General features: G+C 63.6%; 18 protein-coding genes. 16 read left to right on the top strand and 2 right to left on the bottom strand.

Annotated elements, in window-relative coordinates; translation table 11 throughout:
- Positions 1 to 19: 19 nt before the first annotated feature.
- A complete protein-coding gene (locus CTP10_RS12905) occupies positions 20 to 1588 on the bottom strand; it encodes a cryptochrome/photolyase family protein (protein ID WP_116317931.1) in 1569 nt (522 codons plus the stop codon).
- Between the two features lie 169 nt (positions 1589 to 1757).
- On the opposite strand from CTP10_RS12905, the gene CTP10_RS12900 reads away from it, so the two are divergent.
- The 7 genes from CTP10_RS12900 (at position 1758) to CTP10_RS12870 (ending at position 7388) form a co-directional block, all read left to right on the top strand.
- Entirely contained in the window at positions 1758 to 2465 is a 708-nt protein-coding gene (locus CTP10_RS12900) for a pseudouridine synthase (protein WP_116317930.1), read from the top strand.
- 122 nt (positions 2466 to 2587) lie between these two features.
- The gene (locus CTP10_RS12895; protein ID WP_063240247.1) at positions 2588 to 3160 is read left to right on the top strand and encodes a YqgE/AlgH family protein; all 573 of its coding nucleotides are present in this window, start codon (positions 2588 to 2590) and stop codon (positions 3158 to 3160) included.
- Positions 3153 to 3578, top strand: coding sequence for a Holliday junction resolvase RuvX (gene ruvX / locus CTP10_RS12890; RefSeq protein ID WP_116317929.1), 426 nt, complete (start codon positions 3153 to 3155; stop codon positions 3576 to 3578). Before CTP10_RS12895 ends, ruvX begins: the two co-directional genes overlap by 8 nt.
- A complete protein-coding gene (pyrR, locus tag CTP10_RS12885) occupies positions 3575 to 4111 on the top strand; it encodes a bifunctional pyr operon transcriptional regulator/uracil phosphoribosyltransferase PyrR (protein WP_116317928.1) in 537 nt (178 codons plus the stop codon). The genes ruvX and pyrR overlap by 4 nt, the downstream gene beginning before the upstream one ends.
- A gap of 99 nt (positions 4112 to 4210) precedes the next feature.
- Positions 4211 to 5182, top strand: a complete 972-nt coding sequence (locus tag CTP10_RS12880; RefSeq protein WP_116317927.1) for an aspartate carbamoyltransferase catalytic subunit — start codon at positions 4211 to 4213, stop codon at positions 5180 to 5182.
- Positions 5183 to 5250: 68 nt separating this feature from the next.
- On the top strand, positions 5251 to 6558 hold the full coding sequence (locus CTP10_RS12875) for a dihydroorotase (protein ID WP_116317926.1): 1308 nt from the start codon (positions 5251 to 5253) through the stop codon (positions 6556 to 6558).
- Complete coding sequence (locus CTP10_RS12870; protein WP_116317925.1) at positions 6555 to 7388, top strand: lysophospholipid acyltransferase family protein; 834 nt, start codon at positions 6555 to 6557, stop codon at positions 7386 to 7388. The genes CTP10_RS12875 and CTP10_RS12870 overlap by 4 nt, the downstream gene beginning before the upstream one ends.
- Positions 7389 to 7423: 35 nt before the next feature.
- Here the strand turns inward: CTP10_RS12870 and CTP10_RS12865 are convergent, their stop codons facing one another.
- A complete protein-coding gene (locus CTP10_RS12865) occupies positions 7424 to 8272 on the bottom strand; it encodes a symmetrical bis(5'-nucleosyl)-tetraphosphatase (protein WP_116317924.1) in 849 nt (282 codons plus the stop codon).
- A 231-nt stretch (positions 8273 to 8503) separates the two neighbouring features.
- Here CTP10_RS12865 and rfbB point away from each other — a divergent pair, with 231 nt between their 5' ends.
- Genes rfbB through CTP10_RS12820 form a run of 9 tightly spaced genes read left to right on the top strand, consistent with a single transcriptional unit; the run spans position 8504 to position 19357 of the window.
- A complete protein-coding gene (gene rfbB, locus CTP10_RS12860; RefSeq protein WP_116317923.1) occupies positions 8504 to 9568 on the top strand; it encodes a dTDP-glucose 4,6-dehydratase in 1065 nt (354 codons plus the stop codon).
- Entirely contained in the window at positions 9558 to 10472 is a 915-nt protein-coding gene (rfbD, locus tag CTP10_RS12855) for a dTDP-4-dehydrorhamnose reductase (protein WP_116317922.1), read from the top strand. The genes rfbB and rfbD overlap by 11 nt, the downstream gene beginning before the upstream one ends.
- A gap of 8 nt (positions 10473 to 10480) precedes the next feature.
- Positions 10481 to 11359, top strand: coding sequence for a glucose-1-phosphate thymidylyltransferase RfbA (gene rfbA / locus CTP10_RS12850; protein WP_116317921.1), 879 nt, complete (start codon positions 10481 to 10483; stop codon positions 11357 to 11359).
- The gene (gene rfbC / locus CTP10_RS12845) at positions 11356 to 11907 is read left to right on the top strand and encodes a dTDP-4-dehydrorhamnose 3,5-epimerase (protein WP_116317920.1); all 552 of its coding nucleotides are present in this window, start codon (positions 11356 to 11358) and stop codon (positions 11905 to 11907) included. Before rfbA ends, rfbC begins: the two co-directional genes overlap by 4 nt.
- Before the next feature lie 37 nt (positions 11908 to 11944).
- Positions 11945 to 12763: an ABC transporter permease gene (locus CTP10_RS12840; RefSeq protein WP_116317919.1), complete on the top strand. Its 819-nt coding sequence runs from the start codon at positions 11945 to 11947 to the stop codon at positions 12761 to 12763.
- The gene (locus CTP10_RS12835; protein WP_116317918.1) at positions 12753 to 14174 is read left to right on the top strand and encodes an ABC transporter ATP-binding protein; all 1422 of its coding nucleotides are present in this window, start codon (positions 12753 to 12755) and stop codon (positions 14172 to 14174) included. Before CTP10_RS12840 ends, CTP10_RS12835 begins: the two co-directional genes overlap by 11 nt.
- Positions 14175 to 14181: 7 nt before the next feature.
- Positions 14182 to 16713: a glycosyltransferase family protein gene (locus CTP10_RS12830; RefSeq protein WP_158577637.1), complete on the top strand. Its 2532-nt coding sequence runs from the start codon at positions 14182 to 14184 to the stop codon at positions 16711 to 16713.
- Positions 16710 to 17663, top strand: a complete 954-nt coding sequence (locus tag CTP10_RS12825; protein WP_116317916.1) for a CgeB family protein — start codon at positions 16710 to 16712, stop codon at positions 17661 to 17663. The genes CTP10_RS12830 and CTP10_RS12825 overlap by 4 nt, the downstream gene beginning before the upstream one ends.
- 20 nt (positions 17664 to 17683) lie before the next feature.
- Positions 17684 to 19357, top strand: coding sequence for a hypothetical protein (locus CTP10_RS12820; protein WP_147316189.1), 1674 nt, complete (start codon positions 17684 to 17686; stop codon positions 19355 to 19357).
- Positions 19358 to 19363: the final 6 nt, after the last annotated feature.

Raw genomic sequence — 19363 nt, 5'->3', positions numbered from 1 at the left:
CTGCCGCAACGCCGGGCGTTCAGTCGTCCGGGCCGTCCTTCTCCAGGCCGGCGGCGCTGCGCTTGCCGGCTTCCTTCACCACCCCATACCGCGCCAGCGTTTCCTTGCGCGCCACGTCGTGCTGCACCAGCGGACGCGGGTAGTCCTCGCCCAGCCGCACGCCGGCGTCGGCCAGCACATCGTCGGGCGCTGTCCATGGCGCATGCAGGTATTTGTCCGGTAACGCCGCCAGCTGCGGCAGGTATTTGCGGATAAAGCGGCCCTGGGGGTCAAACTTCTGCGACTGCGTCACCGGGTTGAAGATGCGGAACCACGGCTGCGCGTCGCAGCCGGTCGATGCCGCCCATTGCCACCCCCCGTTGTTGGCGGAAAAATCGAAGTCATTGAGCTGGTCGGCAAAGTACTGCTCGCCGCGGCGCCAGTCCACGCCCAGGTCCTTGACCAGGAAGCTGGCCGTGACCATGCGCAGCCGGTTGTGCATATAGCCGCTCTGCCGGATCTGCAGCATGGCGGCATCGACCAGCGGATAGCCGGTGGCCGCATCGCACCAGGCGCGGAAATAGCGCTCGCCGGTTTCGCCGTCCTGCCAGCGGATCTTGTCATAGGCCGGGTGGAAGGCGGCGCCGTCGGCCACTTGCGGATGGTGGTGCAGGATCATGAAATAGAAATCGCGCCAGACCAGCTCCGACAACCACACCGCCGCGCCCGCGCTGTCGGCGCCGCCGCGCAGCACCGCCTCGTGCGCCGTGCGCGCCAGCGTGCGGATCGGGATGGTGCCGAAGCGCAGGTGCACCGACAGGTAGCTGGGGCCGCGCAGGGCAGGGTAGTCGCGGCGGCGGCCGTAGTCGCCGATGCGCTCGGTGAATTCTTCGAGCAGGGCTTGTGCGCCTGTGGCGCCGGTCGGCATGGCGATCTCGGCGAGGTTGCTGGTGCGGAAGCCGAGCTGTTCGAGCGTCGGCAACGGCTTGCGATACGCCTTTGGCACCGGCGCCAGCGCGTGCAGGTACGGGTCGATCGGATACGGGCGCAGGTCGAACGGCTGCACCGTCCGCAGCCAGGCATTCTTGTACGGCGTGAACACCGAGAACGGCTTGCGCTGGCCGTTCAGGATCTCGTCGCGCTCGAAGATGGCCTGATCCTTGAACGTGAACAGCAGGCGTACCTGTGCCGCCAGCGCCTGGCGCACGGTGTCATCGCGGGCGCTGGCGGCAGGCTCGTAGTCGTGGTTGGCAAAGACCGCCTGGACGTCCAGCGCTTGCGCCAGCGCGGGAATCGTGTCGACAGCGCGGTCGTCCAGCACGATCAGCCCGCCGCCTGCCGCGGCGAGCGTGTCGGCCAGCTCCCGCACCGAATCGAGGATAAACTCGACGCGCCGGTCCGCCTGCAGGCCGCGCGCCAGCAGCGGGTCGAGGATGTCGCGATCGAACACGAAGACACACCATACCCGGGCACAATGCCTGAGGGCATAATGCAGCGCCGCGTGGTCGCTGGCGCGCAGGTCGCGCCGGAACCAGACCAGGCCGCGCTCGAAATCCTGGCCGATCCGGTAAGGTTTGCGGCCCGATGCCGAAGGGTCTGCTGGCTGCATGCTCGCTGCCTGACGGAGTCGAAGGAATGCGCGCAATGATGCCGGGAAATGTCGGAATATGCCGGAATATGCCGGAAAACGGCTGTCGCGGGGGTGCGTCGCGCCAATACCCTAACATAACGGTTCGGCACGACCCGCCACCCAACCAACGATTACAGCAACGAAGCACATGACACTCGACCGCATTCTTCAATCCCAGGGCTTCGGCACCCGCCGCTACTGCGGCGACCTGGTCGCCGCCGGGCTGGTCGAAGTCAACGGCGAGCCTTGCGACGATCCGCGCACCCAGTTCGAGGTGGACGGCCTGCGCCTGACGGTCGACGGCGAAGAATGGATCGCCTGCACCAAGGCCTACCTGATCCTGAACAAGCCCGCTGGCTATGAGTGCTCGCAGCGCCCGCGCCACCATCCCAGCGTCTACAACCTGCTGCCGGTGCCGCTGCGCCAGCGCGAAGTCCAGGCCGTGGGCCGGCTCGACCATGACACCACCGGCCTGCTGCTGCTGACCGACGACGGCCAGTTCATCCACGCCCAGACCTCGCCCAAGCGCAAGGTGCCCAAGGTCTATGAAGTGACGACTGCGGAGCCGGTCACGCCGGAACAGGTGCAAGCGCTTGTCAGCGGGGTACAACTGCTGGACGAACCGGCGCCGATCGCGGCAGAAGCCTGTGAGATCACTGGTGAACACAGCCTCCGGCTGACCTTGCTGCAGGGAAAGTACCATCAGGTGAAGCGCATGGTCGTCGCGGCTGGCAACCACGTGAACGCCCTGCACCGCAGCGCCATCGGCAGCCTGCAGCTGGAGCCGGAGCTGGCGGAAGGGGAATGGCGCTGGCTCACGGCGGACGAACTCGCGGCGCTGACCCGCAAGGCATGAAGGAAGGCCGTATCATCGGTCCGTAACTCCCGGCAAGCGGCCCGCGCGGGCGCCCATTGCTGCACTGCAACGCCCGCCAATCTTTTCCGGAAGACCCCCGGCGATTTGATAAAATGCAAGGCATGGCGAAGCCCGAAGCACCCATCAATCTGACCAATCAGTTCCTGATTGCCATGCCTGGCATGGCCGATCCGACCTTTTCGGGTTCCGTCGTCTATATCTGCGAACACAACGAGCGTGGCGCGCTCGGGCTGGTGATCAACCGGCCCATCGACATCGACATGGCCACGCTGTTCGACAAGATCGACCTCAAGCTTGAAATCCAGCCGGTGGCGCACCAGCCCGTCTATTTCGGCGGCCCGGTGCAGACCGAGCGCGGCTTCGTGCTGCACGACCCGGTCGGCGTCTATGTCTCGTCGCTGGCGGTGCCGGGCGGGCTGGAAATGACCACCTCCAAGGACGTGCTGGAAGCCGTGGCCAATGGCAGCGGCCCGCATCGCTTCCTGCTGACGCTGGGCTATTCCGGCTGGGGTGCCGGCCAACTGGAAGAAGAACTCAGCCGCAACGGCTGGCTGACCGTCCTGGCCGATCCCGAGATCATCTTCAGCGTGCCACCGGAAGGGCGCTTTGCCGCAGCCATCGGCCTGCTTGGCGTCGACGTCAACATGCTGTCGGGCGAGGCCGGGCATGCCTGACGCCGTGGGGCGCGAACTGCCCCGCGACGGCACGGTCCTGGCATTCGACTACGGCGAGAAAAAGATCGGCGTCGCGCTGGGTAACTTCATCACGCGCGAGGCGCGTGCGCTGACCATCCTTCCCAATATCACCGTTGAAGGTCGCTTCGAGGCCGTCGGCGAACTGATCCAGGCGTGGAACCCGGTGCAGCTGATCGTCGGCATGCCGGTCAACCCGGAAGGCGGCGAGCAGCCGATGATGCGGCTGGCGCGGCGCTTCGGCAACCAGCTCAACGGGCGCTTCAACTTGCCGGTGGAATGGGTGGACGAGCGCTATTCCTCGCGCGCCGCCTCGATGGCCGGCGCGCGCCGCGGCGAACTCGACGCCGAAGCCGCGCGCATCATCCTGCAACAGTATTTCGACCAATTCCCGCTATGACGCAGATTTCCGCACCCGACGCCGAGTCGCTGTACCGCAAGCTGCTGGACCAGGCCCGCGCCCTGATCCCCGACGCCGAGCGTGAACGCTGGTCGGTGGCAGGCATCCATTCCGGCGGCGCGTGGATCGCCGCGCGCCTGGCCAAGGACCTGAATCTGCCCGAGCATGGCGTGATCAACGTTGCCTTCCATCGCGACGACTACGCCAAGAAAGGCCTGCACAGCCAGGCCCAGTCGACCACGCTGCCGTTCGCCGTGGAAGACCGCAACATCCTGCTGATCGACGACGTGCTGGCCACCGGCCGCACCATCCGCGCCGCCGTCAACGAATTGTTCGACTACGGCCGTCCGGCGCGCGTGGCGCTGGGCGTGCTGGCCGACCGCGGCGGGCGCCAGCTGCCGATTGCCGCTGACCTCGTGGCCGCGGACATCGAACTGCCGCGCGGCACGACGCTGGTGCTGTCGCGCCAGGGCGAGGGCGCCGACGCGCGCTTCGCCTTCGCCACCGAACCTACCGATACCGCCGCCAGCTGAGCCGGCGTTGTCAGCCAGGCGCCGCATTACGCTGTAGCGCGCGCCTGGCGCCTGCCACGAGACCAGACCACCCCGTTTTTTGCCCGCGCCCGACCTGCCATGACCAAGACGTTCCGCAACCCGCAGCTCACCAAGAATGGCGAACTGAAGCATTTGCTGTCGATCGAGGGGTTGTCGCGTGACATGATCACGCACATCCTCGACACCGCCAGCCAGTTCGTATCGCTGTCCGACTCAGACCGCGATGTCAAGAAGGTGCCGCTGCTGCGCGGCAAGAGCGTGTTCAACCTGTTCTTCGAGAACTCCACCCGCACCCGCACCACCTTCGAGATCGCGGCCAAGCGGCTGTCGGCGGACGTGCTCAACCTGAACATCAACGCCTCGTCGACCAGCAAGGGCGAGTCGCTGCTCGACACCATCAACAACCTGTCGGCCATGTCCGCCGACATGTTCGTGGTGCGCCATGCCAGCTCGGGTGCGCCTTACCTGATCGCCGAGCACGTCGCGCCGCACGTGCACGTGATCAACGCCGGCGACGGCCGCCATGCGCACCCGACGCAGGGCCTGCTGGATATGTACACGATCCGGCACTTCAAGAAGGACTTCACCAAGCTGACGGTGGCCATCGTCGGCGACATCCTGCACTCGCGCGTGGCTCGCTCCGACATCCACGCGCTGACCACGCTGGGCGTGCCCGAAGTGCGCGCCATCGGCCCGCGCACGCTGCTGCCGTCTGGCCTGGAGCAGATGGGCGTGCGCGTCTTCCACAACATGGAAGAGGGCCTCAAGGGCGTCGACGTGGTCATCATGCTGCGGCTGCAGAACGAGCGCATGAGCGGCGCGCTGCTGCCGTCGGCGCAGGAATACTTCAAGGCCTACGGCCTGACGCCAGAGCGCCTGGCACTGGCCAGGCCCGACGCCATCGTGATGCACCCGGGCCCGATGAACCGCGGCGTGGAGATCGACTCCGCCGTGGCCGACGGCCCGCAGTCCGTGATCCTGAACCAGGTGACCTTTGGCATTGCCGTGCGCATGGCGGTGATGGGCATCGTGGCCGGGAACAACGACTGACAACGATGCGGCATAGCCAAGACCTACCGAACACGCCAAGCGACACGACCGATACGACAAGCCACGCTATGAAGATTCACATCCAGGGCGGCCGCCTGATCGACCCGGCCAGCAACACCGATGCCGTGCAGGACCTCTACCTCGCCGCCGGCAAGATCGTCGGCGTCGGCAGCGCCCCGGCGGACTTCACCGCCAACAAGGTCGTCGACGCCAAGGGCCTGATCGTGTGCCCCGGCCTGGTCGACCTGTCCGCGCGCCTGCGCGAGCCCGGCTACGAATACAAGGCCACCCTCGAATCCGAAGTCGCCGCCGCCGCTGCCGGAGGCGTCACCAGCCTGATCTGCCCGCCCGACACCGACCCCGTGCTGGACGAGCCGGGCCTGGTCGAGATGCTCAAGTTCCGCGCCCGCACGCTGAACCAGACCCACGTCTACCCGCTGGGCGCGCTGACACTGGGGCTGAAAGGCGAAGTGCTGACCGAAATGAACCAGCTGACTGAAGCCGGCTGCGTTGGCTTCAGCCAGGCCGAGCAGCCGGTGCGCAACACCCAGGTGCTGCTGCGCGCGCTGCAGTACGCGCAGACCTTCGGCTTCACGGTCTGGCTGCGCCCGGAAGACCCGTTCCTGGGCGGCGGCGTGGCCGCCAGCGGCGCGGTTGCATCGCGCCTCGGCCTGTCCGGCGTATCCGTGATCGCCGAGACCGTGCGCCTGCACACCATCTTCGAACTGATGCGCACCACCGGCGCCCGCGTGCACCTGTGCCGCCTGTCCTCCGCCGCCGGGCTGGAACTGGTGCGCCAGGCCAAGCGCGAAGGCCTGCCGGTCAGCTGCGACGTCAATATCCACCACGTCTCGCTGACCGACATGGATATCGGCTACTTCAACTCCCAGATGCGATTCTCGCCGCCGCTGCGCAGCACCCGCGACCGCGACGCCATCGTCGCCGCGCTGGCCGACGGCACCATCGACGCGCTGTGCTCCGACCACACCCCGGTGGACGACGACGAGAAGCTGCTGCCCTTCGCCGAAGCCACCCCCGGCGCCACCGGCCTGGAACTGCTGCTGCCGCTGACCCTGCGCTGGGCCGCCGAGCACAAGGTCCCGCTGGCCCAGGCACTGGCCCGCATCACCTCCGAGCCCGCACGCGTAAGTGGCCTGAAGGCCGGCACGCTGGCCGCCGGTGCCGCCGCCGATGTCTGCGTGTTCGACCCCAAACAGGTGTGGAAGGTCGATCGCCGCTCGATCAAGAGCCAGGGCAAGAACACGCCGTGGCTCGGCTACGAGATGGAAGGCAAGGTGCGGATGACGCTGGTCGGCGGCCAGATCGTTTATGGCAACGGCGGCGGCAACGGTAACGGCAACCACGCCAGCGCATGATCTGGCTGCGCAAGACGGCGCTGGTTCTGCACCTGCTGCGCGGGCTGCTGACCTGCGCGGTGCTGTTCCCGTGGCTGGGCGCGCGGTCGCGCGCCTGGCACATCCGGCGCTGGTCGCGGCGGCTGCTGCGCATCTGCGGCGTGGAGATCGAGGTCGTCGACATCCGCGGCGAGGCTCCACACGGTGCCGCGCGCCAGGGCGCGCTGGTGGTGTCCAACCATATCTCGTGGCTGGATATCTATGTGATCCATAGCTGGCAGCCAGTGCGGTTCGTTGCCAAGTCAGAGATCCGCGCCTGGCCGCTGATCGGCTGGCTGTGCGACAAGACCGGCACGATCTTCATCGAACGGGCGCGCAAGCGCGACGCCCACCGGGTCCTGCACGACATCACCGACGTCATGCTGCAGGGCGACCTGGTCGGCGTGTTTCCCGAGGGCACCACCACCGACGGCACCAGGGTACTGCCGTTTCACGCCAACCTGATGCAGGCCCCGATTTCCGGCGGCCTGCCGGTGCAGCCGGTCGGACTGAACTACCTGGACGCCGCCACCGGGCAACCGACGCTGGCGGCCGCCTACATCGACGACACCACGCTGCTGCAGTCGCTGAACGCCGTCCTGCGCGCCCCGGGCATCAAGGCCCGGCTCGTCATCGGCCCTGCACTGGCACCGGCCTCCGCCGGCCGCCGCGAACTGGCAGACGCCGCCCGCGAGGTGGTCGGGCATCTCGCCCGGGGTGCCAGCAACGAGGCAGTGGCAACGGTCGACCGGCTGAATCAGCCGGCCGAGCCTGCCGCCAGGCCCGAAGCTGCCTCCGCTGCCATCAGCTAGCGCGATTGTCCTCCCCGCCAACGCGGGATTGCGCCTCAGGCCAACGGGTCACAATATTGCGGGCAATCGACCTGGACCACGGTCCGCTCGGCCGGATGCGCCGCCATGCGCGCAGCCGTCAGCTTGCCGCCCCAGACGCAACCGGTATCCAACGCCATCAGGTCCGGCCGCATCACCAGGCCCAGCGTCGACCAGTGTCCGCACACCACGGTCACATCCCCGGTGCGCCGTCCCGGCACATCGAACCACGGCATAAAGCCGTCCGGCGCTTTGCCGAGCCCTTCCTTGGTCTTGAAGTCCATCACGCCATCGACGGTGCAATAGCGCAGTCGGGTAAGTGCATTGACCACCACGCGATGCCGTTCGATGCCCCGCAGGCCGTCGTGCCAGCGATTGGCGGCATTGCCGAAGATGTCGGCGAGGAAGCCTTGCCAGTTGGGGCCCTGGAGTTGCTCTTCGACTTCCTGGGCGAGGTCGATGACCTGCTCTGCGGTCCACTGAGGAAGCACGCCGGCGTGGACTAGCAGGAAGCAGTCTTCCAGCATCGCTAGCGGGCGGTGGCGGAGCCAGGTGAGCAAGTCCTCACAATCGGACGCGGCGAGGATGTCGTCCAGGGTATCGGACTTGCCTTTCTTGCGGACGCCGGCGGCGACGGCAAGGAGGTGGATGTCATGGTTGCCGAGGACAGTTTCGGCGCGGGGAGCCATGGCATGGATGGTGCGAAGGGTGTGGAGGGAGGCGGGGCCGCGGTTGACGATGTCGCCGACGAAGCGGAGGGTAGGCTGCTCACCGAGCCTGGGGAGCAAGGTAGAGAGGGACGGCGCGCAGCCTTGGAGGTCGCCGACGGCGAAATGTGGCGTAACGGTTACGTTGGTCTTTGTCATTGAGAATCTGAGCAACTATTTCGCTTCCATTTGTAGTTTTGTGACCGATATACCGTGGCTCGGTTACATGAGGCAACAAAAAGCGGGGGTGGGGCAGTAAGTTAGACCATTCCGTCGGATAGAATACCGCCACTTCTGCAGGCACTTAACGCCCCGCCGTCCTGGAAGAGGACAAGGTGGGCGCTCGGCTTTTGTCGGGTCGTCGAAACATATCGAGGCAAGGAGCAAGTTTTGTCCCATATTTTGGTCACTGGGGGCGCTGGTTTCATTGGCGCCAATTTCGTTCTGGCATGGCTGGGCGACAAATCGGCGGATGGGGTCATCAACGTCGACAAGCTCACTTATGCAGGCAATCGGAAGACGCTGGCGTCGGTCGAGGACGATCCGAGGCACGTGTTCTCGCAAACGGACATTTGTGACCGGGAGGCACTGGACAAACTCTTTGCTACGTACAAGCCGCGTGCTGTGGTGCACTTCGCGGCGGAAAGCCATGTAGACCGGTCCATCCATGGTCCGGGCGAGTTCATCCAGACGAATATCGTTGGTACCTTCACGCTGCTGGAAGCGGCTCGCGCTTATTGGGGCACTCTGGAAGGGCAGGCCAAGTCTGACTTCCGCTTCCTCCATGTCTCCACTGATGAGGTGTTCGGCTCGCTGAGTGAGGCCGATCCCCAGTTCTCGGAGACTACGCCGTACGCGCCCAATAGCCCATACTCGGCATCCAAGGCAGCCTCGGATCATCTGGTACGCGCGTACCACCACACGTATGGCCTGCCGGTCCTGACGACGAACTGTTCGAACAACTACGGCCCATACCACTTCCCGGAAAAGCTGATCCCGTTGATCATCGCCAATGCGCTCGGCGGCAAGCCGCTGCCGATCTATGGCGACGGGCAAAACGTGCGCGACTGGCTGTACGTGCGGGACCACTGCTCCGCCATCCGTGAAGTGCTGGCACGAGGCCAGCTGGGTGAAACCTACAACGTCGGCGGCTGGAACGAAAAGACCAATCTCGACGTGGTGCACACCCTGTGCGACCTGCTCGACGAACTGCGTCCCAAGGCCACCGGTTCCTACCGCGACCAGATCACGTTCGTGAAAGATCGTCCGGGACATGACCGTCGCTATGCCATCGATGCTCGCAAGCTGGAGCGTGAGTTGGGGTGGAAGCCGGCTGAGACATTTGAGTCCGGGATGCGCAAGACGGTGCAGTGGTATCTGGATAACCAGGCGTGGGTGCAGGACGTGATGTCCGGCGATTACCGGCATTGGGTGGCGAAGCAATATGCAGCGTAAGCGGGCGGTTCCGACCATTCTCGTAACGGGCAGCAACGGGCAAGTCGGGTTCGAACTGCGCCGGAGCCTTGCACCGCTGGGAAATGTGGTTGCAATGGATCGTACTGGCTGCGACTTGTCGCATCCGGACGAACTCCGTCGTGTAATGCGTGACTTCCGGCCCGACGTGATTGTTAACCCCGCGGCTTACACGGCAGTCGATAAGGCTGAGACCGAAGCGGATCTGGCTTTTGCCATCAATGGCACCGCACCCGGCATCCTTGCAGAGGAGGCAAGGGCGCTCGGCAGCCTGCTGGTCCACTATTCGACCGACTATGTCTTCGACGGCACCAAGGACGGCGCCTACGTCGAAAACGATGCCGTCAATCCGCAATCCGTCTATGGCAAGAGCAAGCTCGCTGGCGAACAGGCTGTGCTCGCCAGCGGCGCGAATGCGCTGGTGCTCCGCACCTGCTGGGTCGCCGGCCAGCATGGCGGTAATTTCGCCAAGACCATGCTGCGCCTGGGTCGCGAGCGCGACGCGCTGCGCGTGATTGTCGACCAGGTTGGCGCCCCAACCTGCGCATCCCTGATCGCTGACGTCACCGCCCAGATCGTCGCCCGTCGCTGGCTCACCACCGATCGCGACGCCTTTCCGTTCGGCATCTACCACCTCGCCGCCGCTGGTGAAACCAGTTGGCACGGCTATGCCACTGAAGTGCTGGTCTATGCCGCAGCGCTGGGCATCGAATTGAAGGTCGACCCGGCCGCGATCGAAGCGATCCCGGCCACCGCCTACCCGCTGCCGGCGCCCAGGCCGTCCAATTCGCGGCTCGACACATCGAAGCTGCGCGACACCTTCGGTATCCATCTCCCGGATTGGCGAGACGGTGTGCATCACCTGCTCGACCAGATCCTTACCTGACAGTCATCATGCGCAAGGGCATTATTCTCGCTGGCGGATCCGGTACCCGCCTGTACCCGATCACGCGATCGGTATCGAAGCAACTGCTGCCGGTCTACGACAAGCCGATGATCTACTATCCGCTTTCCACGCTAATGCTGGCGGGGATTCGCGACATCCTGATTATCTCGACGCCGGAAGACACGCCTCGCTTTAGCGACATGCTGGGTGATGGCAGCAAGTGGGGTCTGAATCTGCAGTATGCGGTGCAGCCGTCACCGGACGGCCTGGCCCAGGCGTTCATCATCGGCCGCGACTTCATCGGCAACGATCCGTCCACGTTGATCCTGGGCGACAACATCTTTCACGGTCACGACCTCGTCAGCCAGCTGACGCGTGCTGCCAGCGTAAATGACGGCGCCACCGTGTTCGCCTATCACGTCCACGATCCGGAGCGTTACGGCGTGGTCGAGTTCGACGAGAACTTCCGCGCGTTGTCGCTTGAGGAGAAGCCGCTCAAGCCTCGTTCGAACTACGCGGTGACGGGCCTCTACTTCTACGACAACCAGGTCTGCGATATCGCCGCCGACATCAAGCCGTCGGCACGCGGTGAGCTCGAGATCACCGACGTCAACAAGCAGTACCTGCAAAAGGGACAGCTCGACGTCGAGATCATGGGCCGCGGCTACGCCTGGCTGGACACGGGCACGCACGATTCACTGCTCGAAGCCGCCAGCTTCATTGCCACACTACAGAACCGGCAGGGGCTGATGGTCGCGTGTCCTGAGGAAATTGCCTTCCGCAGCCATTGGATCACCGCCGAGCACGTCGAGGAACTGGCAGCGCCGCTGTGCAAAAACGCCTACGGAAAGTACCTGCAGCAGATCATCACGGAAGCCATCAAATGAGCCTGAACGTCATCCGCACCGCGATTCCCGAAGTCCTGATCCTGGAGCCGAAGGTGTTCGGCGATGCGCGCGGCTTCTTCTTCGAAAGCTTCAATGCCAAGCAGTTCGCGGAAGCGACGGGCGTTGAGCGCACCTTCGTGCAGGACAACCATTCGCGTTCCGCGAAGGGAGTGTTGCGCGGCATCCATTACCAGATCCAGCACCCGCAGGGGAAGCTGGTACGCGTGGTATCCGGCGAAGTGTTCGATGTCGCCGTCGACCTGCGCAAGTCTTCGCCGACGTTCGGTCAGTGGGTCGGCGTGACGCTGTCTGCGGAGAACAAGCGACAACTGTGGGTGCCAGAAGGCTTTGGACACGCCTTCGTGGTGACCTCCGAGTCGGCCGAATTTCTGTACAAGACGACGGATTACTGGTTCCCGGAACACGAGCGCAGCATCGTGTGGAACGATTCGACGTTGAACATCGCGTGGCCCGTCGAAGGCGAACCGCTGGTGTCGCAGAAAGACAAGGAAGGTAAGTCGCTGGCGCTTGCTGAAGTATTCGCTTGATGTTCAGGCGTTTTACTTCACACATTGGGTATTAACGATGCAGGCATATCGCGGCTCTCCACAAGAAATCTTACGATCGCTGATCGCCAACCGCTCCCTGATTCTCGATCTGACCAAGCGCGAGGCAGTTGGGCGCTATCGTGGCTCCGTGATGGGAGTCGCCTGGTCTTTGGTGACGCCGCTGCTGATGCTGGCAGTTTATACCTTCGTCTTCAGCGAGATCTTCAAGGCCCGCTGGGGCGATAGCAGCGCGACGCGGGGGGAATTCGCTATTCTGCTGTTCGCCGGGCTGATCCTGTTCAATATTTTCGCGGAATGCATCAGCCGGGCGCCGTCCCTGATCATAGGGAATGCCAACTACGTCAAGCGGGTGGTCTTCCCCCTGGAAATCCTGCCGGTGACGATTCTTGGCTCGGCATTGTTTCATGCGTGTGTTAGCGTAACGGTGTTGCTGACATTCGAATTGTTTGTAAAAGGCTTGGTGCCGCCCACTGCGTTACAGTTGCCGGTGCTCGTGTTTCCCTACCTGCTGTTCGTGCTCGGCGCCACTTGGTGGCTGGCGGCGCTCGGTGTCTATCTGCGCGATATTGCCCAGACCATTAACATCCTGATCACGGCGCTCATGTTCCTTTCGCCGATCTTTTTCCCGCTGCATGCGCTGTCGCCGCGCTGGCAGAAGGTGGCGCAATTAAATCCGCTGACGTTCCCGATCGAGCAGGCGCGCAATGTGCTGTTCTGGGGCGAGTCACTCAATTGGGCCCATTGGGGTGCCTATATGGGCATCGCCGCATTGTTCTGCTGGTCCGGCTTCTTCTGCTTCCAGCGAATCCGCCGAGGTTTTGCCGATGTCCTCTGATCACGCTATCTCGGTCAAGGGCGTCTCCAAGGTCTTTCGTATCTACGACAGGCCGAAGGACAGGCTCGTCCAGGGGCTCTTTTCGCTGGCGGCGCGTATGATCCCAAGCGCCGCCCCGAAGCAGCGCTTGCGCTGTGCGGCTGCCGCACGCGCACGTGACTTTCATGCATTGGACGACATCTCCTTTCACGTAGATCGTGGCGAGACCGTCGGCATCATCGGGCGCAATGGCTCGGGGAAGAGCACGCTGCTGCAGATCATCTGCGGCACGCTGAACCCGACTCAGGGGGAGGTCGCCACGCGTGGTCGCGTTGCCGCTCTGCTGGAACTCGGTTCCGGCTTTAACCCCGAGTACACCGGTCGCGAAAACGTCTATCTGAACGGCCAGTTGCTCGGCCTGACGCGGGTGCAGGTCGATGAGCGCTTCGAGAAAATCGTTGCCTTCGCCGATATCGGCGACTTCATCGACCAGCCGGTCAAGTCATATTCGAGTGGCATGTTCGTGCGACTTGCGTTCGCAGTCATCGCGCACGTGGATGCCGATATTCTCGTGGTCGACGAAGCGTTGGCCGTGGGCGACGCCTTCTTCACGCAGAAGTGCATGCGCTTCCTGCGGGAGTTCATGCGCACGGGAACGGTGCTGTTCGTCAGCCACGACACCGCGGCCGTCAAGGCACTGTGCACGCGCGCAGTCTGGTTGCAGAATGGCCGGATGATCGCCAGCGGGCCTGCCAAGGCGGTATGCGACCGCTATCTTGGCGAAATGATCGAGGCGAATCAGGGGAGCGAACGGGAAGCGCAAGCGCAGGCCGTCGACGTCGAGCGTAACCTCGCGAGCCTGTCAGATAAGCAGACTACTGCGGAAGCGTCTGAACTCGCGGGGCTGGGAACGGTTTGCTTCTTGCCGTTCCGCGCTGACGCGGCACACTTTGGCGCCGGTGGTGCCCGTATCGTCGCCGCGCAATTCCGGGATGCGGCGGGCACGCGCCTGGCTAGCGTCGATCACCACAACGAAGTGCAGTTCGAGATCGAGGTGGCGGCGGATGATGTCATCGAGTCCCCGATCGTCGGGTTCTTTGTACGCGATCGCCTGGGCCAGACGTTATTCGGTTCCAATACGTTTGCCGCTTCGGCAGGCATGGCTTGTGCTGCTGGCACACGGTTCCGCGCGTCGTTCCGTTTCGTGTTCCCGGCCCTCGCGGATGGGGACTACACCATTTCGATCGCGGTTGCCGACGGTACGCAACAGGACCACGTCCAACTGCATTGGATTCACGATGCCATGGGGATCAAGACGCAGGGCATCGGTGACATTGGCGGATTGGTGGGTTTACCGATGCGCGAAGTGACGCTCGTTCCGGCGTCCGGCCCAGCCAAGCAACGGCCGGATGCCTGCGCTCACTCAATCTAGGAGGCAAATGCTAGCCAGCACGCCAATTCCCATCGCGACCGGTGATGTGGGCGACGTGATGTCGCCGGCAGGCAGCCGCTATCGTGTCCTGCTGCTGGATACGAAGAGCAGCAACCCCAACCACTATATCTGCCTCGCCATCCAGCGTGCCCTGCAGGCAACCGGGACGGTCGAGTGCGTCGTCAAGGCCGGAATCGACAATGCGGTGAACGAGGCGATCCGCCAACGCTGCAATCTGTTCTTTGCCTTCGATGGCGAAGAACTTAATCCCGCCGTTTGTGCGCGCGTTGCCGCGGTCTGTGGACGCTCGGTGCTGTGGGTGACGGAGGATCCATACGAACTGGAGGTCAACGTCCGCAATGCCGGCCTGTTCGATCTCGTCTTCACCAACGATTCGGCTAGCGTAAAGTCCTACGGCGAAAAGGGGCGGCATCTGCCGTTGGCGGGTGCCAAGCCCTTTCATCTGCTTCCGCTCGCTGCCGCCCCGTCGAAGCTGCGCTACGACCTGTTCTTCGCCGGCACGGCTTGGCCGAACCGGGTTGCCCTGCTGAAGGAATTTCTCAACGCCGATTGGGGCGAGCATGCCATCCGCGCCAAGATCGCTTTGCCCACCAATGAGCATCTGCCGCCGATCGACCTCAACCTGCCGCCGAGCCAATTGAATTGGCGCACGTCGCCGGTTGACTTCGCGCGGTTTGCCAATATGAGCCTGGCGACGCTGGTGTTGCCGCGCGTGTTCTCCGCATCGGGCAACCGCGATTTCGCGGAAACGCCGCCGCCGCGGCTGTTCGAGGCCGCGCTGTCGGGCACGGTGCAGCTCGTGCAATCGAAGTTGACGGAAGCCGAAAACTATTTCGTGCCCGGCGAAGAGTTTCTCTACTTCGAGGATGCACCCCAGCTCGTCCAGCAGGTCGCCGCACTCCGTGCCGATATCGACTGGCGCAACGAGATCGCTTTCCTCGCCCAGAAAAAGGCGCTGGAACAGCATTGCTACGAGCACCGTGTGGCCTATGTGCTCGACGAACTGGAGCGGCATCTCGGTTCTGCCGTAGTCGAGGCGCAGCCCACCTCGGTCACGACCGCCAAGCGACCACGGCTATTGCTGGTTGCGCACAATGTCGTTCGAAATGGGCATTTCGGTGGTGTCGAGGTCTATCTCGAATTGGTGCGCAAGTCGCTGGGAGCGCAGTACGACGTTTTCTTCTATGTGCCGGAACGGCAGGGCGATACGCGCAACACAGTGCTGCTGAACGCCGAGGGCGAGGTGCTGCGCAAGTTCAGTTTTACTGAGATCTATTCGCCGTGGGTACTGAGCTGCCCTGAACGCGAGGAAGCGTTTGCCTCGCTGCTGTCCGAGTACAACATCAGCGCCGTTCATTTCCATCATCTGCTCGGTCATGTGCCGAGCCTGATCGAAGTGGCAAGCGCGCTCGGCGTGGCGACGGCCCTAACGTTCCACGACTACTTCACGATCTGCCACAATTTCACGCTGCTGTCGTTCCGCGGTACGTACTGCCATCCGGACGAGATATCACTGTCGCAGTGCGATGTTTGCCTCTGGAATGGCCACCATATACTGCCAGGCGGCCAGGCGGCACGGCGCGCTTATTGGGATGGTGTGCTCGCGCTCTGCGATGCGCTGGTCTTCAATACGCAAGGGGCGCTGGATCTTGCCTCGCGTATTTTTCCGTCAGTGGCGGCGCATCCGAAAACAGTAGTGCTGCCCGTGCCGATCGAGCCGGTGTCGCGCGTCGTTGAGGCGACGCGCCAGCCCGGACAGGTGCTGAAGGTCGCGGTGCTCGGCAACTTCACGCCACACAAGGGCGGCGACATCATCGCGCGCGTCATTCCCTTGCTGGCCAATTCCAATGTCGAGTTCCATATCTTTGGCCGCGTGGAAGGGCAATATAGCTGGCTTGCCAACAAGAGCGAGTATCCGTTCGTGCACGTACACGGTGGTTACAACCCCGGTGAGATCCCGGCGGCTATCCGCGACTGCGATGTCTCGCTGCATCTGTCGATCTGGCCGGAGACCTATTGCCTGACCTTGTCCGAGGCCTGGGACCTCGGCCTCGTGCCGATCGTCACCGATATCGGCGCGCTGGGCGAGCGTGTCTTCGACAACATCAACGGCATCAAGATCGCGCCGAATTCGGAGGGGCAGCTCGTACAGGCGCTGCATCGGCTGGCGGAGATGCCTGGCCTGCTCGAACGACTGCGGGCGGGCATTGCCACTGCGCCGATTTCCCATCCGCGCGAACACTTCGACGGCTTGGCGGACGTCTATCAGCCGCTCGTCTTCCATCGACGCGCGAGCTCGCAGGTCAAGGAAGTCGGGACCCTGCGCCGCGCCCAGTTGCAACGCCCATTGGGCTCGCCGGTCTGGGCGGTGACGCCGAGCGCGGGCGCCGTGGTCAGTCGTCCGACGCTGCGTCGCCGGATCGTCGGATTAGTTGGGCGCGCAGTGCGGCATTACAGGGTGTATGGCGCGACATCGACGGCACGCGCATGCGTGCGCTATGTGGCAAGGCGCATATGAACAACGATATCAAGGTCCTGGTCTGCAGCGCTTCGCCCGACCGAGTCAATCACAACGCGGTATTACGTAACTACGTCGCACGTGGATTCGAAGGCGTGCTGCAGCCCGGTCATGTCATCGCGACGTCGCTGGACTCGGCCGTCGAGAGTGCCAAGCGTTTCCGGCCAGATCTGATCGTGGTGTTCGGCTCCTGCATGCCCGACAGCTGCGATTACACCGGTCTGCGGACCTATTGCGCCCGGAGCGGTGCATCGCTGGTGTTCTGGCTGCATGACGACCCCTACGAGTTCGATTTCAACTACAAGATCTATCGCTATGCGGACATGATCTTTTCAAACGACCGTTGGGCGGCGCAGCACTTCGATCATCCCCGCGTCGGTCACTTGCCTTTGGCCGCCGACCGCGACGCTCATTTCCGGCCGGTCGGCCAGGATATCGCGCGCGACGTGTTCTTCTGTGGCGTGGGCTTTCCGAACCGGCGTCAACTGGTGGCGGATTGCGTGCCGCTGCTCGGCAATTTCAAGGTCGAAATCCTCGGCGCGGAGTGGGACACCGCATTGCCGTTCTGTCGCAATGAACGGGTCCATAACGAGGCGCTTCCGGATCTATACGCCTCGTCACGGGTGACGCTGAATATCGGACGACGTTATAACCTTGCCAACAGCCGCTATTCGCTCGATGCCAGTACGCCCGGTCCACGGACCTTCGAGGCGGCGATGGCGGGCGCGGTGCAGTGCACCTATTTTGAGGGGCCGGAACTGCTGGATCACTTCGACGTCGGCAGCGAGATGCTGATCTTCGACTCGCCCGCCGAACTGGCGGAGTTGGTCGAGTCGATGGCAGGGGAGCCGGAGCGGCGCCGCAGTATTGCCCAGGCAGCACAGGACCGGGCGCTACGTGACCATACCTACGAAGCACGGGCGCGGTCCATGCTCGCATCGCTGCAATAAGACGAAGAAGAAAAGGCCGAATGATTGATCTTGGGGAATTGAAGTACGGGTTGGGGGGGCTGGGTGCGATGATTGCATTCTGCTTTCTGGGTGCGCTGCCGCTGGTCAGTCAGGCCATAGCGCGGCAGCAGGAGAGGGAGGCAAGCCTGCTCGAGCGCTCGGCGATCGCGATCGCAGTATCGGTTGTCTATCTGGCATTGCTGGGGCTTCTGCTGGCTTTGGTGCCGCTGCCCGTGCGGCGGACAGTGGCGTGGGTCGGCCTGCTCGCGCCTATACTGACCGGCTTGGCCATGCTGCGCCGCGATGGCATGCGCGTGTTCTTTCCGCGCGGCGGCACGCAAGATGTCCTGTTCCATGCCGCCGCGTTCGCGCTGGCGGTCTTCGCGATCGCGTTGTCGAGCGGCCGCTATCCGTTGCCGGCCAAGCTGGCGGATGGGGCCTACGTCAATAAAGAGTCCGTCCAGCCCGTGCAGATCCAGTATCTGACGGGCAACCTGCCAGCCGATAACGTGGTGCCTTACGTGGCACAGGAGTATCTGGCACGCGATATCTCGTTCGAGCGAAACAGCCCGATCCTGCCTGGCCAGCATGTCACGAACCGACCCATCCTGGTCAGCCTGGTGGGGCTGCCGATCCGCGTGGCATTGGCAGCGGTGACGCCGCTCCATGACCTGCCACGCTACGAATATGTCGACACCCAGTGGCCGGACTTCCGCGTGCTCGCTCGCGACGTCAAGCCGCTCTCGATTTTCTTGGGCGTCGGCATTTTCCTGAACGCGTGCTTGCTGCTGGGTGCGGGCTTGATCCTGACCCGCATGGTCAATCCGAATACGCGCCAGAGTTTGCTGTTCTCGCTGCTATTCATCACGAGCCCGTACTTCCTGTTCCAGACGATCTTCACCTGGCCCAAGGCGCTGGCCGGGTTCTTCGTGCTGCTCGCGGTAGTTGCCCAGGTGTCATATCGCAAGAGCCTGCTGACAGGCGTGTTGCTTGGCCTTGCCTATTGGTCCCATCCCTATGCGATCGGCTATGTGGGGGTGGGTGTCCTGGGACTGTTGCTGTGCAGTCGCGGTCTTGGTGAGAAGCTGAAGCAGGCGGCGGCGCTCAGTATCGGTTTTGCCGTTTGCGTGGCACCCTGGTTTATCTGGGCAAAGCTCGTGATCGGCATCGACTCTGACCTGGTCGATCAGAATTTCTCGTCTAATGGCATGTCGACGTATCAGTTCCTGCTCGCGCGTATCGTGAACATCGTGCACACCGTCGTGCCCGAGCATCTGCTCGCATATGGGGCGCCTTACGACACGATCTTCGCGGCGTCGCAGTTGAATCTCGCCGGTGCGATGGGCCTGCTGCTTTTTCTGATTGGACTTTTGAACGCGTACCGTTTCGGCGGCTCCGGCGGGGCGCCGTATGCGCAGCCGGGCGCGGCTGGAATGCTCGACTTCAAGGTGGTTGTGGTCTACCTTGGCGCCGCGAGCTTGTTGCTGAGCCTGGTCTTTTCGAACCACGCGGTGCCGCTGCTGCATGGCTGGCAACCATTTGCGGCGGTGCTGCTGGGTCTGGTAGCCGTGCAGGCGGCCCGCTCCGGGAAAATGGTCGAGCGGGTGGCGTGGGCCCAGGTGGTGGTAAACATCGCGACCCTTGCCGCTTATGTGGCCATGAAAGGTGGGCGACTCCCAACGGTACTCAAATAACGGTTG

It is taken from the genome of Cupriavidus sp. P-10, assembly GCF_003402535.2.
Taxonomy (GTDB): Bacteria; Pseudomonadota; Gammaproteobacteria; order Burkholderiales; family Burkholderiaceae; genus Cupriavidus.
The sequence above is the reverse complement of the archived record's forward strand: the minus strand, read 5'-3'. Positions and strand labels throughout refer to the sequence as shown.

Excerpts from the sequence above, each read along its gene's own strand:
- CTP10_RS12840 (WP_116317919.1), top strand. The coding sequence starts at position 11,945 with ATGCAGGCATATCGCGGCTCTCCACAAGAAATCTTACGATCGCTGATC.
- CTP10_RS12905 (WP_116317931.1), bottom strand. The coding sequence starts at position 1,588 with ATGCAGCCAGCAGACCCTTCGGCATCGGGCCGCAAACCTTACCGGATC.
- CTP10_RS12875 (WP_116317926.1), top strand. The coding sequence starts at position 5,251 with ATGAAGATTCACATCCAGGGCGGCCGCCTGATCGACCCGGCCAGCAAC.
- CTP10_RS12835 (WP_116317918.1), top strand. The coding sequence starts at position 12,753 with ATGTCCTCTGATCACGCTATCTCGGTCAAGGGCGTCTCCAAGGTCTTT.
- CTP10_RS12900 (WP_116317930.1), top strand. The coding sequence starts at position 1,758 with ATGACACTCGACCGCATTCTTCAATCCCAGGGCTTCGGCACCCGCCGC.
- rfbC (WP_116317920.1), top strand. The coding sequence starts at position 11,356 with ATGAGCCTGAACGTCATCCGCACCGCGATTCCCGAAGTCCTGATCCTG.
- CTP10_RS12820 (WP_147316189.1), top strand. The coding sequence starts at position 17,684 with ATGATTGATCTTGGGGAATTGAAGTACGGGTTGGGGGGGCTGGGTGCG.
- pyrR (WP_116317928.1), top strand. The coding sequence starts at position 3,575 with ATGACGCAGATTTCCGCACCCGACGCCGAGTCGCTGTACCGCAAGCTG.
- CTP10_RS12895 (WP_063240247.1), top strand. The coding sequence starts at position 2,588 with ATGGCGAAGCCCGAAGCACCCATCAATCTGACCAATCAGTTCCTGATT.
- CTP10_RS12880 (WP_116317927.1), top strand. The coding sequence starts at position 4,211 with ATGACCAAGACGTTCCGCAACCCGCAGCTCACCAAGAATGGCGAACTG.
- rfbA (WP_116317921.1), top strand. The coding sequence starts at position 10,481 with ATGCGCAAGGGCATTATTCTCGCTGGCGGATCCGGTACCCGCCTGTAC.
- CTP10_RS12870 (WP_116317925.1), top strand. The coding sequence starts at position 6,555 with ATGATCTGGCTGCGCAAGACGGCGCTGGTTCTGCACCTGCTGCGCGGG.
- CTP10_RS12825 (WP_116317916.1), top strand. The coding sequence starts at position 16,710 with ATGAACAACGATATCAAGGTCCTGGTCTGCAGCGCTTCGCCCGACCGA.
- rfbD (WP_116317922.1), top strand. The coding sequence starts at position 9,558 with ATGCAGCGTAAGCGGGCGGTTCCGACCATTCTCGTAACGGGCAGCAAC.
- CTP10_RS12865 (WP_116317924.1), bottom strand. The coding sequence starts at position 8,272 with ATGACAAAGACCAACGTAACCGTTACGCCACATTTCGCCGTCGGCGAC.
- ruvX (WP_116317929.1), top strand. The coding sequence starts at position 3,153 with ATGCCTGACGCCGTGGGGCGCGAACTGCCCCGCGACGGCACGGTCCTG.
- CTP10_RS12830 (WP_158577637.1), top strand. The coding sequence starts at position 14,182 with ATGCTAGCCAGCACGCCAATTCCCATCGCGACCGGTGATGTGGGCGAC.